General features: G+C 49.0%; 15 protein-coding genes. 2 read left to right on the top strand and 13 right to left on the bottom strand.

Annotation, left to right across the window (positions count from 1 at the left end; genetic code table 11):
* Window positions 1-9 precede the first annotated feature (9 nt).
* The 9 genes from fabF to AMS66_RS27300 all read right to left on the bottom strand — a co-directional run bounded on the left by fabF (window position 10) and on the right by AMS66_RS27300 (window position 7,296).
* Window positions 10-1,248, bottom strand: a complete 1,239-nt coding sequence (gene fabF, locus AMS66_RS27340; protein WP_024630177.1) for a beta-ketoacyl-ACP synthase II — start codon at window positions 1,246-1,248, stop codon at window positions 10-12.
* Window positions 1,249-1,427: 179 nt separating this feature from the next.
* Window positions 1,428-1,661, bottom strand: a complete 234-nt coding sequence (gene acpP, locus AMS66_RS27335) for an acyl carrier protein (RefSeq protein WP_024630176.1) — start codon at window positions 1,659-1,661, stop codon at window positions 1,428-1,430.
* A gap of 151 nt (window positions 1,662-1,812) precedes the next feature.
* On the bottom strand, window positions 1,813-2,562 hold the full coding sequence (fabG, locus tag AMS66_RS27330) for a 3-oxoacyl-[acyl-carrier-protein] reductase (RefSeq protein ID WP_053783767.1): 750 nt from the start codon (window positions 2,560-2,562) through the stop codon (window positions 1,813-1,815).
* A 37-nt stretch (window positions 2,563-2,599) separates the two neighbouring features.
* Entirely contained in the window at window positions 2,600-3,532 is a 933-nt protein-coding gene (gene fabD, locus AMS66_RS27325; RefSeq protein WP_053783766.1) for an ACP S-malonyltransferase, read from the bottom strand.
* Between the two features lie 27 nt (window positions 3,533-3,559).
* On the bottom strand, window positions 3,560-4,549 hold the full coding sequence (locus AMS66_RS27320) for a beta-ketoacyl-ACP synthase III (protein ID WP_053783938.1): 990 nt from the start codon (window positions 4,547-4,549) through the stop codon (window positions 3,560-3,562).
* An 8-nt stretch (window positions 4,550-4,557) separates the two neighbouring features.
* Window positions 4,558-5,553, bottom strand: a complete 996-nt coding sequence (gene plsX, locus AMS66_RS27315; protein ID WP_024630172.1) for a phosphate acyltransferase PlsX — start codon at window positions 5,551-5,553, stop codon at window positions 4,558-4,560.
* Window positions 5,550-6,098: a transcription factor FapR gene (gene fapR / locus AMS66_RS27310; RefSeq protein WP_052016600.1), complete on the bottom strand. Its 549-nt coding sequence runs from the start codon at window positions 6,096-6,098 to the stop codon at window positions 5,550-5,552. Before fapR ends, plsX begins: the two co-directional genes overlap by 4 nt.
* A gap of 449 nt (window positions 6,099-6,547) precedes the next feature.
* A complete protein-coding gene (rpmF, locus tag AMS66_RS27305) occupies window positions 6,548-6,721 on the bottom strand; it encodes a 50S ribosomal protein L32 (RefSeq protein ID WP_017689233.1) in 174 nt (57 codons plus the stop codon).
* Between the two features lie 68 nt (window positions 6,722-6,789).
* On the bottom strand, window positions 6,790-7,296 hold the full coding sequence (locus AMS66_RS27300; protein ID WP_053783765.1) for a YceD family protein: 507 nt from the start codon (window positions 7,294-7,296) through the stop codon (window positions 6,790-6,792).
* 484 nt (window positions 7,297-7,780) lie between these two features.
* Here AMS66_RS27300 and AMS66_RS27295 point away from each other — a divergent pair, with 484 nt between their 5' ends.
* Window positions 7,781-9,013 carry a nucleotidyltransferase gene (locus AMS66_RS27295; RefSeq protein WP_053783764.1) on the top strand — a complete coding sequence of 411 codons (1,233 nt, stop codon included), beginning with the start codon at window positions 7,781-7,783 and terminating at the stop codon, window positions 9,011-9,013.
* A gap of 295 nt (window positions 9,014-9,308) precedes the next feature.
* Here the strand turns inward: AMS66_RS27295 and AMS66_RS27290 are convergent, their stop codons facing one another.
* Window positions 9,309-10,349 carry a SepM family pheromone-processing serine protease gene (locus tag AMS66_RS27290; RefSeq protein WP_053783763.1) on the bottom strand — a complete coding sequence of 347 codons (1,041 nt, stop codon included), beginning with the start codon at window positions 10,347-10,349 and terminating at the stop codon, window positions 9,309-9,311.
* A gap of 204 nt (window positions 10,350-10,553) precedes the next feature.
* Between AMS66_RS27290 and AMS66_RS27285 the strand changes: the two genes are divergently transcribed.
* The gene (locus AMS66_RS27285) at window positions 10,554-11,870 is read left to right on the top strand and encodes a nucleoside recognition domain-containing protein (protein WP_053783762.1); all 1,317 of its coding nucleotides are present in this window, start codon (window positions 10,554-10,556) and stop codon (window positions 11,868-11,870) included.
* On the opposite strand, the gene coaD is transcribed toward AMS66_RS27285, so the two are convergent.
* The 3 genes from coaD to AMS66_RS27270 form a co-directional block, all read right to left on the bottom strand.
* The gene (gene coaD, locus AMS66_RS27280) at window positions 11,848-12,354 is read right to left on the bottom strand and encodes a pantetheine-phosphate adenylyltransferase (protein ID WP_090807427.1); all 507 of its coding nucleotides are present in this window, start codon (window positions 12,352-12,354) and stop codon (window positions 11,848-11,850) included. The genes AMS66_RS27285 and coaD overlap by 23 nt on opposite strands.
* A gap of 1 nt (window position 12,355) precedes the next feature.
* Window positions 12,356-12,967, bottom strand: coding sequence for a 16S rRNA (guanine(966)-N(2))-methyltransferase RsmD (rsmD, locus tag AMS66_RS27275; RefSeq protein ID WP_053783760.1), 612 nt, complete (start codon window positions 12,965-12,967; stop codon window positions 12,356-12,358).
* Between the two features lie 340 nt (window positions 12,968-13,307).
* Entirely contained in the window at window positions 13,308-13,733 is a 426-nt protein-coding gene (locus AMS66_RS27270; protein WP_053783759.1) for a hypothetical protein, read from the bottom strand.
* Window position 13,734 lies beyond the last annotated feature (1 nt).

Here is a 13,734-nt window from a genome sequence, read left to right as displayed (position 1 = left end):
ACTAGCCCCTTATGCTTCAAATTTTTTGAGAATAATGGTGGCATTGTGACCGCCGAACCCAAATGAATTGGACATGGCAATATTGACTTTAGTTTGACGTGGAACGTTTGGAACATAGTCCAGATCACATTCCGGGTCTTGATTTTCCAGGTTGATTGTTGGAGCAAGCGTCTGATGTGTCAGCGATAATCCGCAGATTACGGCTTCCACGCCACCAGCAGCACCAAGCATATGACCTGTCATCGATTTGGTCGAACTCACCGCAAGCTTGTACGCATGATCGCCAAACGCTTTTTTGATCGCAAGCGTTTCGGATCTGTCACCTACAGGTGTTGATGTTCCGTGTGCATTGATATAATCCACTTCTTCTGGTTCGATTCCCGCATTACGCAATGCCATCTTCATACAACGAGCTGCTCCATCCGGATCAGGTTCTGTCATGTGATGTGCATCACCTGTGAGACCGTAACCAATTACTTCTCCATAAATACGGGCACCACGTTTTTGTGCATGTTCAAGTGATTCAAGGATCAAAACACCCGCGCCCTCGCCCATAACAAACCCGTCACGTTCTGTATCAAAAGGACGGCTCGACTTAGCCGGATCATCATTACGTGTAGACATGGCACGCATCGCACAGAACCCAGCCAGACCGGTTGGTCTAATGGTTGCTTCCGCTCCGCCACAAATCATCGCATCCGCATCACCGTTTGCAATCAGCTTGAAGGAATCTCCAATGGAGTGCGTTCCTGTAGCACAGGCTGTTACCACGTTGATGTTAGGACCTTTTGCCCCGAGAGATATCGACATTTGGCCAGAAGCCATGTTGGAGATCATCATCGGAATGAAAAATGGGCTTACACGTTTAGGACCCTTTTGCAACAATGCATTATGTTGGTCTTCCCAAGTACCCAATCCACCGATACCCGATCCGATCGACACACCGAAACGTTCTGCATCAATGTTCTCGTCAATTTTCAGACCACTGTCTTCAACGGCTTTGAAACCAGCTGCTACAGCGAACTGAACAAAACGGTCCATTTTACGTGCATCTTTGCGATCCATGTACTCTTCCGGGTTGAAATCCTTGATCTCGGCTGCAATTTGAGTAGTGTATTCACTTACATCAAACGCCTCAATCTGAGAGATTCCGGACTTGCCTGCCATTAAACTGCCCCAGAACGTTTCCAAATCTTTTCCGAGCGATGTCATTACGCCCATTCCGGTAATTACAACTCTTTGTTTCAAACCGACTCACCTCTATATCGACTGCATTACGCAAGTATTTTGTGGGAATATCCGCAAGCAGACGTCTAGCCAAGCAGATCCGAAGATCCATTTGACCGGCGCCTCTTACGGAATGAGAAAAACCAATGAATGATGAGAAGTCCCGCCTGTTCGAAAACAGGAGCGGGACTGAATTGACTTTAGGTATGAGATTGTATGTAGTTTACAACTTCACCTACGGTCGTGATTTTTTCTGCATCTTCATCAGAGATTTCCAAATCGAATTCATCTTCCAATTCCATGACCAATTCCACTACATCCAAAGAATCAGCACCCAAATCTTCTTTGAAAGATGCTTCAAGTGTAACTTCAGCTTCGTCTGCGCCCAAGCGGTCGACGACGATGCGTTTTACACGCTCCAATACATCGGACATCCGGTTCACCTCCTCCTTGGTATTATACGAGAATCGCAGGCAAAATGCCATAGAAGACATATGCGGCTCCCGGCCGGGGAACCCGGCCTTTTTCCGGCATTTCGGATCGTCCAGCGCCTGTTCCCCGACTATTGTTCAAGTCCGGGAAGAATTACATGTACATGCCACCATCAACATGCAGTGTCTGCCCTGTCATATAAGATGAAGCTTCTGAAGCCAGGAACGTGACAACACCGGCGATTTCATCCGGCTGGCCCAGACGGGACAACGGAATACCATTCAACATGTTGTCCACAATCTCTTGGGACAATTCCTTCGTCATATCGGTCTCAATAAATCCTGGTGCAACACAGTTAACTGTGATGCCGCGAGAGGCAAGCTCACGTGCAGATGCCTTCGTCAAACCGATGACCCCTGCCTTGGCAGCAACATAGTTGGCTTGTCCAGCATTTCCGAGCACACCCACAACAGAGGAGATATTGATGATTCTTCCAGACCGTTGCTTCATCATTGGACGCGTAACCGCCTTAAGGCAGTTAAACACCCCTTTGAGATTGGTTTCGATTACCTGATCGAATTCCTCTTCTTTCATACGCATGATCAGATTATCACGGGTAATTCCAGCATTGTTGACAAGAATATCAACGTTGCCCCACGCTTCAATCGTAGCTTTGACCATTTGTTCGGCTTCGTCCATCTGGCCCACATTCGCTTGGATCGTAATTGCCTGAGCACCTTTGGCACGAATCGCTTCCGCTACTTCCTCAGCTGCTGCTTGACTGCCCGCATAATTCACGGCCACATTGGCGCCTGCCTCGGCCAAAGCGAGCGCAATACTGCGCCCAATGCCACGGGATGCACCGGTAACGAGCGCATTTTTGCCTTGTAATGGTTTAGACATAATCATTCCTCCTTTCCCCAAATCTAATCATGGTTAATCAGATTAGTGCAGCTGCCGTTGCTTCGAGCGTCTCAAGACTGTTCACATTGTACAGTTTAACGGTTTTATCTGTTTTTTTAATCAAACCTGTTAACACACTGCCAGAACCAATCTCGATAAAGGTGTCCACACCTTGCTCAATAAGCCATGTCACACTGTCTTCCCATAAAACCGGAGAATAGACCTGAGCTGTCAATAAATCCTGCACCTTACCGTCCTTCACTGGTCTTGCAGTCACATTCGCAACTACAGGGACCGTTCCATGTGAGAACGAAACAGTTTTCAGTTTCTCGGCCAGCTTCTCTGCTGCATCCTTCATTAAGGAAGAATGGAACGGACCGCTTACTTCAAGTGTAATGGTACGTTTGCCGCCCGCTTCCTTGACCCGTTCAGCGACAGCAGCTACCCCTTCCTTCACACCGGAAATCACGATTTGTCCCGGGCAGTTTATGTTGGCGAGTTCAACTGCATGACCACTTTCGGATACGTCCCGGCAAAGCACCCCCAGCGCTTCCCGATCCGCACCCAATACTGCAGCCATCGCACCCTGTCCACCAGGTACAGCCAGTTCCATATATTGACCACGTGCCCGCACAATGCTTACTGCATCCGCGAACGAAAGAACGCCCGCCGCGACCAGTGCACTGTATTCACCCAGACTGTGTCCGGCCGTATAATCAGGCTGAATTCCTTTTTCTTTAAAAGCCTCAAGCAATGCAATACTTGCTGTCAGCAGAGCCGGTTGTGTATTCGATGTCTGTTTCAACTCGGTCTCTGGACCCTCAAAAACAAGGTTACTCAGCGAGAAACCCAGCGCTTCATCTGCTGTGCGGAAAATCTCTGTTGCCGCAGGCACAGACTCATACGCGTCCTTAGCCATGCCTACAGTCTGCGATCCCTGTCCGGGAAATACAAATGCTATTTTACCCATCCCATTCATCTCTCCCAGCTGTCTAGTTTACCAAACGAGTACCGATGCGCCCCACGTCAATCCGCCGCCAAAACCAACCATTAGAACGGTATCTCCGGCTTTCATGCGGCCTTCTTCAGCAGCTTCTACCAGAGCAAGCGGAATGGAAGCTGCTGATGTGTTCGCGTATTTATCCACGTTGACTACAACTTTCTCTTCAGGAAGCTCGAGTCGCTGCATTGCAGATTGGATAATCCGGATATTCGCTTGGTGAGGAACAAACAGATCCACGTCCGTACGTTCTAGACCCGCCTTGCGCAGTACTTCGATTGTCGCTGTACCCATCACCCGTACTGCAAATTTAAACACTTCACGGCCATTCATGTAAATGTAATGTTTTTTGTTCTCAACCGTTTCTGCGGATGCAGGCAGACGTGAACCTCCGCCTTCCATTTGAAGCAGGCTTCCGCCCGCACCTTCGGCTCCGAGATCGAATGATTTGAACCCACGGCCTTCCGGCACTTCACCAACGATAACCGCGCCCGCGCCATCGCCAAACAGCACACAAGTATTACGGTCAGTGTAGTCAGTAATGCGAGACAAGCAATCTGCACCAATAACAAGTGCATTGTTGTACATACCACTTTGGATGAAGCTCGTTGCTGTTGCCAGACCATATACAAATCCAGAGCAAGCAGCAGACAAGTCAAATGCCGCAGCGCCCTTTGCACCAAGCTTATCTTGTAAAATACAAGCAGTAGATGGGAACGAAGAATCCGGTGTAATGGTTGCCACAATAATCAGATCAAGATCACTGCCAGTCATGCCAGCAGATTCAAGTGCTTTGATGGCCGCCTCATATGCCAGATCCGAAGTTGCCTGATCCGGTGCAGCAATGTGACGCTCCTTGATTCCAGTACGACTGACGATCCATTCATCATTCGTATCAACCATTTTTTCCAAATCGCTGTTTGTCAAAATTTTCTCAGGTACATATTTACCTGTACCGATAACCCCTACCGGGCGCAAATTATTCATGTCGTCACTCACTTCCCGCTAATTTCCTTAGATATGCTCTCCACCAGCTGGTTCTGTACTGCAATCCGTGCTTGGCGCACAGCATTTTTGATGGCATTGCCATCAGCCGATCCATGACTTTTCACCACAAGTCTGCTCAAACCGAGGAGCGGTGCACCACCATGCTCGGTATAATCCAGTTTCCGTTTCAAACCACGCAGCTCAGGCATGAGCACAGCGGCAGCCAGTTTACTTTTGAGCGACGATGAGAATTGTTCCTTAAGCAGAGCGAAAATGGCACCTGCTGTGCCTTCGAGCGATTTCAGCAATATATTTCCGGCAAACCCATCACATACAAGCACATCACACGCACCTGTAAGCACGTCACGTGCCTCTACGTTACCAACAAAACGGATCGGAAGTTGCTCCAGCAAAGGATATGCATGTTTGGTCAACTCATTCCCCTTACCAGGCTCCGTCCCCACATTGAGCAGGCCAACTCTTGGCGACGCAATTCCCTGCACTTTTTGCCGATACAAGCTGCCCATCAGACCATACTGTGCAAGGTGTTCCGGTTTCGCATCCATATTCGCGCCGAGATCAAGTGCCAGTACACCCACATCATCGATCGTTGGAATCATGGGCGCAAGTGCCGGGCGCTCAATGCCTTCCATACGACCAACCACAAGCAATCCGGCTGTCATCAGCGCTCCGGTATTGCCCGCAGAGATCATGGCATCTGCTTCGCCTTCCTTCAACATCCGGCCTGCGACTACCATGGAGGCATCCTTTTTGCGCCGGACAGCCTTCACTGGCTCATCATCCGAACCAATCACTTCGGAAGCATGCCGAACCGTCAGATTGGCAGGTTTAGCGCCTGACTTACTTAGAAGAGGTTCCAGCTTGGCTTCATCGCCGACCAGAACGATCTGTGTATCCGCCCATTCCGTAGCTGCGGCGATCGCGCCTTCTACTGTTGCCGCAGGTGCGTTATCGCCTCCCATGGCATCAATGACGATTTTCATTCCATATGACCTCCTTCTACGCTGTCTTCTCCACCTGAATGGTAGATTACAAAGTTGCCTTGAAACACCATTTCTTCACCCACGTAAGTAAAAACTTCCACTTTCGCTTTACCCTTTTGACCCGGGATCGATCTCACATATGCCTTCGCAATACATTTCTCTCCCAAATGAACCGAACGGACAAAACGAATGTCTGCGGAAGCCGTCAAAGCGATCTCATCATTGATAACCGCTACTGCAAGGGAATTGGCCTGTGCAAATACATAGTGCCCCCGAGCGATGCCCGTTCTCGAAAATACGTGTTCTTCCTTAATTTCAAACAATGAAATGCCGCTCTTGTCCAGCTGCAAGTCCACAATATCACCGATAATCTCATGCAGGGGCAAGGAGCGCACCTGATCGTAGGAACGCTCGGCCATCAGCTTCATCCGCTCTCGCAGCTCGGGAATCCCAAGCTCAAGCCTGTCGAGACGAATCGTCTGAATACTCACCTTCAATTGGCGTGTAAGTTCCTGATCCGTCACAAACGGGTTGTCTTCGATCATTTTGGTCAACTGCTGCTGCCTCTGTCTCTTCGGTACACGTTCGATGCCTGACACCCCCCGCTGTATCGTTTAAGGAACCGCCCGATCCGGTCAGTTCAACATTCTTCCACGTGCTTCTATAGTTGCATCCCTGTTCAGCAGGGTCGTTCTCACACGAATCATGGCTCATGTTTATGTAACGTCAAATCTTAGAACCTGGTACTAAACTATAGTATATCTCATCCCGTGTCAAAAAGAAAGGCTGGCTGAACAAAAACAATCCCGCCTTGTAGAGTCTGGCTTTACAGTCCCGAACACAGCCAGTACGGTGCATTACTAAAATATGAAAATCGTTTTTTTGAATTAAATTCAAGGAGATAGAATACAGGTAGGGGTGGTCAATCTTGCGATGTTACAGTCTAAAAAAAGTAGCACCTCATCGAAATGAAGTGCTACTTGATGTCTAGCTATTATTGAGAGATGATCTCTCTTGCTTTGTACGTTCCGCACACTTTGCACACGTGGTGACTAAGTTTAAGTTCGCCACATTGTTCACATTTCACCATACCCGGTACAGCCAATTTAAAGTGAGTGCGACGTTTGTCGCGACGCGTCTTGGACGTTCTCCGTTGAGGTACTGCCATTATTCCCACCTCCTTATCAAAATCAACCTTTGCAGGTAGTTGTTACAATGTTCGATTTTCACTCATGCTCATTTAAAAAAATCCTTGAGCCCTGCAAGCCGCGGATCGATAACTTGGTTATCACAACCGCAGTCACCTTCGTTCAGCTCATGGCCACACTTGGGGCATAACCCTTTGCATGTATCGCTGCATAGCGGTATAAACGGAAGATCCAGCAGAAAAGCTTCCTCGGCATAACCTTTCAGATCAACGCTCTCTCCATCCACGTAGAAAGTATCGTCGTCTTCGGGCAATTCCTCTGGCTGTTTCCCCTGCTTGAATTGCTCATGAAAATCAATATGAAAATGTTCATTAATCGGCTTGAGACATCGGGAGCATAACATGTCCACTCCTGCTGTCAGTTTGCCATGAACATCCACAACGTCGCCCTCTGTATACTCTGCAGATAAATCTGCAGTCAACGGGGTAACGGCTGTGATATCCTGTCGGTTAGAAACCAGTTCCTTTATATCCCACTGTTCATTGAACTGCAGGGGTCGGTCACTGGTAGCCACTTTGCGAAATGGCATTAACATTTCCCATCACTCCAAACGAAACCAATCTCATAATTAAAGTTAAACGCCTTACGACAGTTATACAGGTCAAGCCTGACTCTTGCAACACATCATATTCCTGACTGTATGTATTCTGACGAATCATCGTTAAAAGTATTATGAAATTGACTTAACAAACAAAAATCATTATACCGATTTTCCAAGACGTTTGTCAACACTTTTAACTTTACACCCTTTAGAAAATGAAGATCCCGAACCGCATTCAATCTCTGGTACATTATAGGCTTACTATAGGCTAAACTACAAGTCATGCATTTTGATAGCAGGTTTGGGCTCTATCCATGAGAAGAATTCGTGTCTATTTCGTTTTATTATATTGCTTTATGATTTGAACAAAGGTGTATCCATGTCCTATTATGGAACAAGATGAGCTCGTATGTTATCGGGCCAGGAAGTGAAGAAGTTCTTCCTAATTGTATTATTACCGAAAGGAGCGTGTTCCCATATGAAAGCCGTTGGCGTCATTGTTGAATATAACCCTTTACATAATGGACATGTCTACCATCTGACTGAAGCCAGACGGCTCAGTGGAGCAGATGTTGTTGTGGCTGTGATGAGCGGCCCTTTCCTCCAACGCGGCGAACCCGCCATCGTGGGCAAAAGGGTACGCACCGAGATGGCGCTGCATGCTGGCGCCGATCTTGTGGTTGAACTGCCGGTTGCTTATGCTGTACAACCGGCCGAGTGGTTCGCTTTTGGTGCGGTTTCGCTGCTGCACCGCACCGGCGCTGTAGACTCGCTCTGCTTCGGCAGCGAGTCCGGCGACCTGGACAGCCTGCAGCGCATTGCGCGCGTGCTGGCTGTGGAGCCCGCAGGGCTGCGCGAGGATATCGCGCGCCGCCTGCGGGAAGGCGCCAGCTACCCCGCCGCGTACGCAGGTGCGGCGGCAGCACTGGCGCCTGGCGGCGTCGATGCGGACGACGCCGCTGCACTGCTGGGGCAGCCCAACAATTCGCTTGGGCTGCACTACCTGATCGCGCTGGAACGGCTAGGCAGCGCGATCAAGCCCTTTACGGCGGCGCGTACCGGTGCCGCGTATCACGAGGCGACGCCCGGACCGGGGGCGATCGCCAGTGCAACCGCCGTCCGCCGCCTGCTGTTGGCGGACGGGCCCGAAGCCGCCGCACCATACGTGCCGGCGGCAACCCTTGCCATTCTTCGACGCGAATGGCAGGAAGGGCGCGCTCCCGTGCACTGGGAGCGCTTTGCGCAGCCGCTGCTGCACATTGCGGCCACACGCCGTGCCTCCGAGCTGGAGCAGATCGCCGAGGTCACGGAAGGACTCGAGCACCGGCTGAGCCGCACGCTTGCTCAGCTGCCAGAGCCTTCAGTCGAAGCGTTGCTGAACGCGCTCAAGACGAAAAGGTACACACGCACAAAGCTGCAGCGCATGCTGACCCATATACTGCTAAATCATACCAAGGCCGAGTGTTCACCCGAGAAACTGGCTGAAGGGCCAGCATACCTTCGGGTGCTAGGGTTTAACGCACAAGGGCAGAGCCTCTTGAAACACATGAAAAAGACGGCTTCTTTGCCTGTTCTGCTGAAACCATCGACCTTTGTCCATAACCAGTTGGAGCTGGATGTACAAGCTCAGGCAGCATACGCACTCGCCTGCAAACACATCGATACACGCATGATGTACAGCGACTACTATGAACCACCTGTGAGGCTTTAGCTCTACATTCAGTCATATCCATAGCTTAATGAACATAACCATTTCGAAGCCCTCCACTTTGTTCAATTGGATCGACTCACAATTTTTCGTCAGGTGCCAACACTTGTAACTGAATTAATGCAATTCCGTTGTACCAATACAATAAGTGATAACACTCTGTTGAGGATGCGTTATTTGATATCGATTACTCAACCAAAAATCCCCTATTGCACACCGATTCGGCATCGTTGCAATAGGGGATTTTTACATTATTCTAGTATTCTTTCAGCCATCCTGTCCACAAATAATGATCCTTTTATGATTTAACGGACAAGGTTTTCAGATAAGCCAGTGCGTCATCCACCGTGCTAACAGGTACGAGTTTCATTTTGGTACCAATCTGTTCAGCCTTGGCTTCAGCTTCCTTATAATTGTCCTTCGGCACAAAGAAAAATTCTGCTTCTTTCCGGTCCGCCGCAACAATTTTGTGTACAACGCCACCAATTGCGCCAACCACACCCTCTTTGTTAATGGTGCCCGTGCCAGCAATCCGGTGACCTTTCGTCAAATCTCCAGGGGTCAACTGATTGTAAATCTCCAGGGTGAACATCAGTCCGGCAGATGGGCCACCTACCTGAGTATCCGTGAAAGATATCTGTTTATCCGGATCTTCTGCTTTGACCTTTTGAACCGCTCCGATCATGACACCCAATGCCGGACGAGTTTCACCCGTTTTGCTGTCTTTCACTTCAATCAGTTGAACGTCGCGGCTGATGGTCTCTCCGCCTCGCTCCAATTGCATCTCAACTGTATCTCCGACCTTTTTGTTCTTTAACCGCTCAGACAGCACCGTATTGTCCGGGGTTGCCGTTCCGTCTACACCCAAAATAATATCTCCGGGCTCAATATCTCCCTTAGGTTTGGGATCTTCGGACAGCCCAAATACAAAAATATGATCAGGAACGATGGAGTATTTCACTCCCGCCTGCTCATAAGCCGCCTCCATTGCCGAGGATTGCGAATCACTCATGAACCAGACCTGTTCGGCAGAATATTCCGCTTCGCTTTTGCCGCGCAGCCGATCTTCTTTTTTATCGACTTGTGCATTTTGATTAAACAAGGAGGTTCCTAGCAAAAACACATTGGCATATGTTGCCGACACTGTCGTCATCATAAACACACCACGTTCTTCCTTATCCCCCTCTTTCACGGTAACCATGGGTTTTACCTCGTCGGCACTACCAGGCATATAAATGATATATGGCGTTGGCATATATACCGCAACATAGACGACTAGAGCAACCACGATCACAAAGATCGAAGCTCTGAATCCGCCAGATTTCCGAATCCGATTCATTGCATGAGCCCCCGTTCTTTGCGTATCTTTTCAATAATTATAAGTCTAACACTCTCATGCTTTTGCATACAATGGTACAGGCCGGATAGGCCGCTTTTTACAGTAGCCTATCCGGTCAAGGCCGAAGCGTCCACGGACGTCATTCGGCCGTCCACAACTAATCCAGGCCGAGTGTATGCGGCACTATTCATATGAGGTGAAACAATGACAATGCAGAGCGAAGTTACGGGCTCTGGACCGTTACGAACGGTACTTCTGAGTACCGGCGCTTTATTACTGGTAGTTGCAGTAGTTGTATCTCCGAAAGATGCATTTGATGCCTCTATTCAAGGTTTGGATATTTGGTGGAAAATCATCTTTCCTGCCATGCTTCCATTCCTGATGTTATCCCAAATGCTAACTGCATTCGGCTTCACCCACGCGCTTGGCGTCTTGCTAGGACCCTTGATGCAACGTTGGTTCCGTCTGCCCGGCAAGGCCGGACTGGCTATTGCTGTCGGCATGTGCGGCGGTTTTCCAGCAGGAGCGGATACCGTATCTCGATTAGCGCAGGATCAACAAATTACCGCCAAACAGGCGGGTATTGTGGCAGCAGCAGCTCATTTCGCCAATCCACTGATGATTATACTTGTCATTGGTGCAGCTTTTCTCCACCAGCCTGCGGCTGGATATTTCCTTCTGATCGTTCACTGGGTTAGTGGCTGGATCGCTACCATGATCGGAGTACGTCTCCTGCCTGTGAAATCCAAAAGTACACGTATCGCCATTTCATCCGCTGATTTGCAAAGCAATAAGGTTGCGTCCGATCCCAAAAAACTCACAGCTGCGAGCCACGCTGCCTCACTTAAAAAGCGTAGTCTGTGGTCCCAAATGATGCTTGCAGCACGCGATGCCCAGGAACGTGACGGGCGCGGGTTCGGCAAATTGCTTGGTGACACGGTCTCCCAAGCTGTACAAACCTTAATGATGACCGGAGGATATATGATTGTGTTTGCCGTGTTTGTTCGGCTGCTCACTCTCTATATCACCCCCGGTACTTCAGTTGCTTTTTGGCCTTCACTGCTGGAGCTTCATCTGGGAACCTATCACCTGAGTCAGAGCCCATTGACACCTGTTCTCCTAATGTCCTTGCTGGCAGCCGTTCTTGGCTGGGGAGGTCTGTGCTCCCATTTGCAAGTCTCCGCCGTGCTGAAAGCTGCCGGACTTGCCACAACGTCCATGTTGTATTTTGCCGGAATCCGCCTGCTTCATGCATTGGGTGCATTTCTCATTAGTTTGCTGCTGTGGCTGCCATTCAGGCGTTACAGTTCCGAGGTCTGGGCCACTTTCCAGACCACTTCAGGCAATAGTTTAGCACCATTCCTAACCAAGCAATCCCTGGTTGGCATGAACACCGCAGACATCATCGAGGCCGTATGGAGCGGCTTTCCTGCTGCCTGTATCGGTCTGGCACTGCTGCTCACCATCATGATCAGCCTGTCCGGGCTGACCTTCTGGTTTAACCGCCGGTTTTCTCGCTAATCTTCTGACGAAGCGCAGCTTCCACTTCAGGTGAGACCAGATCAGTGACATCTCCGTGGTAGTGGGCAATTTCCTTGACGATGCTGGAGCTCAGATAAGAATATTTCGGATTGGTCATCATAAAAATGGTTTCCGCATCCGGGTTCAGCTTGCTGTTGGTGGAAGCCAACTGCAGCTCATATTCAAAATCCGTCACCGAGCGAATACCGCGGACAATGACCTGAGCATCTTTTTGCCGTACATAATTTGCCGTCAGATCACGGAAGCTGTCCACTTCCACATTAGGCAGATGACTCGTGACTTCCGTAATGAGACTCTTGCGTTCTTCCACCGTAAACAATGGATTCTTGCTCATATTATTCAATACAGCCACGATGACGCGATCGAACTGCTTCGATGCCCGGGCGATAATGTCCAGATGGCCCATAGTTACGGGATCAAAACTCCCTGGATATACGGCAATTCGTTCCTGACGATGTATCATTTCACTCATGAGGAGCCTCCTCTTCCGCTGTGCTAGGTTCTCCATCTTCTGTTGTTGCAACAGGTGCATAATGATAGATGGATACAGCTGTCTCCCCATACAATGCCTTGCGCGTTTGTTCAAACGGGCCGAATTGCTCAGGGTAACTATATTTGGATTCATATTCAAGCACGATGGTCGCTTCCGGTTCAAGAAGCTCCAGTTCGTGCATCGTAAGCATTAACTCATCCCCATTTTTCATACGGTAGGGCGGATCAAGAAAAACCAGATCAAATTGTGTGCTTCGCTTGGCGAGCGCCTTCAATGCACGACCGGCATCGTTACGATATATGGCCGCCTGATCTTCCAGCTTGGTTGCCTTCAGATTGGCACGGATCACTTCAATGCTCTTCGATTCCAAGTCAACAAAAACAGCCTTGTCCATGCCGCGGCTCAGTGCCTCGATACCGAGACCACCACTGCCTGCAAACAGATCCAATGCTGTACCGCCCTCAAAATAAGGGCCAATCATACTAAACAACGCTTCCTTCACCTTGTCGGTGGTCGGCCGCGTTCCTGTGCCAGGAACAGCCTTCAGCGGTCTGCCTTTCGCACTCCCAGATACCACTCTCACTGATGAGTCACCTTTTCTCTCTATGTAAGTTTATTGATAAAGCTATCGTACCACAATCGGGTTCAGTTTGAAAAATAGTGCGTCTGCTTTCGCTCAAGAAAATTGTTGACGCAATTGTTGACGGATATGTATAAAAAGGAAACTTCCAGGCCATCCTGTAATTATCGACATCACAAGTGTCGTAGACAACCGCGGAGAAGACTTACGTTTCCCCATAAGCTCTTCGTCCGGTTTCTCCTCTCCCATGAAAAAGAAGCTCTCGAAAGAGGGCTTCTTTTTGTTATCCCATATTATGTATCAGACTGCACCACCAATCACAAAACTGCTGCCTTGTGTAACACTACTCTCCATATTCATCCATACTGGCTTCCCATTCGAATTCCAGCCATCCAATATCTTTAAGCCATTCTTCCATGTCATTCATAAAGTCTGTACGATTCAAGTGTTCGATCTTATATTTCTTCAGCTTGTCGTTCAGAAAAGCATAGAAATAATGACTCAGCTCATATCGCTGCCTGCTTTTGCTGAACGTTTTATACTGATCCTCACTGACCGTCATATCAAAGTAAATCGTATGGTCCTTCTTTGCATACCTGACCGTCGATTTTCTCTCATATTCTTCAGGCAGACATCTAAAAACAAAGAACAGCTCAATGTCACACGCTTGATATTTACCTTCTGCTTTGTCAAACACAGGCTGTAATTCATCCGAAAGTGCCGCAACCTTCGTTAATCCTGAGGTATCAGTAGATTTGACCAGTATCATG

The organism is Paenibacillus xylanivorans (assembly GCF_001280595.1).
GTDB lineage: Bacteria > Bacillota > Bacilli > Paenibacillales > Paenibacillaceae > Paenibacillus > Paenibacillus xylanivorans.
Note: the sequence above shows the minus strand (reverse complement) of the source record. Positions and strands in the feature narration are given on the sequence as shown.

Bases quoted from the DNA above. Each gene is read 5' to 3' on its own strand.
- acpP (WP_024630176.1), bottom strand. From the start codon at position 1,661: ATGTCCGATGTATTGGAGCGTGTAAAACGCATCGTCGTCGACCGCTTG.
- fabG (WP_053783767.1), bottom strand. From the start codon at position 2,562: ATGTCTAAACCATTACAAGGCAAAAATGCGCTCGTTACCGGTGCATCC.
- fabD (WP_053783766.1), bottom strand. From the start codon at position 3,532: ATGGGTAAAATAGCATTTGTATTTCCCGGACAGGGATCGCAGACTGTA.
- AMS66_RS27320 (WP_053783938.1), bottom strand. From the start codon at position 4,549: ATGAATAATTTGCGCCCGGTAGGGGTTATCGGTACAGGTAAATATGTA.
- plsX (WP_024630172.1), bottom strand. From the start codon at position 5,553: ATGAAAATCGTCATTGATGCCATGGGAGGCGATAACGCACCTGCGGCA.
- fapR (WP_052016600.1), bottom strand. From the start codon at position 6,098: ATGATCGAAGACAACCCGTTTGTGACGGATCAGGAACTTACACGCCAA.
- rpmF (WP_017689233.1), bottom strand. From the start codon at position 6,721: ATGGCAGTACCTCAACGGAGAACGTCCAAGACGCGTCGCGACAAACGT.
- AMS66_RS27300 (WP_053783765.1), bottom strand. From the start codon at position 7,296: ATGTTAATGCCATTTCGCAAAGTGGCTACCAGTGACCGACCCCTGCAG.
- AMS66_RS27295 (WP_053783764.1), top strand. From the start codon at position 7,781: ATGAAAGCCGTTGGCGTCATTGTTGAATATAACCCTTTACATAATGGA.
- AMS66_RS27290 (WP_053783763.1), bottom strand. From the start codon at position 10,349: ATGAATCGGATTCGGAAATCTGGCGGATTCAGAGCTTCGATCTTTGTG.
- AMS66_RS27285 (WP_053783762.1), top strand. From the start codon at position 10,554: ATGACAATGCAGAGCGAAGTTACGGGCTCTGGACCGTTACGAACGGTA.
- coaD (WP_090807427.1), bottom strand. From the start codon at position 12,354: ATGATACATCGTCAGGAACGAATTGCCGTATATCCAGGGAGTTTTGAT.
- AMS66_RS27270 (WP_053783759.1), bottom strand. From the start codon at position 13,733: ATGATACTGGTCAAATCTACTGATACCTCAGGATTAACGAAGGTTGCG.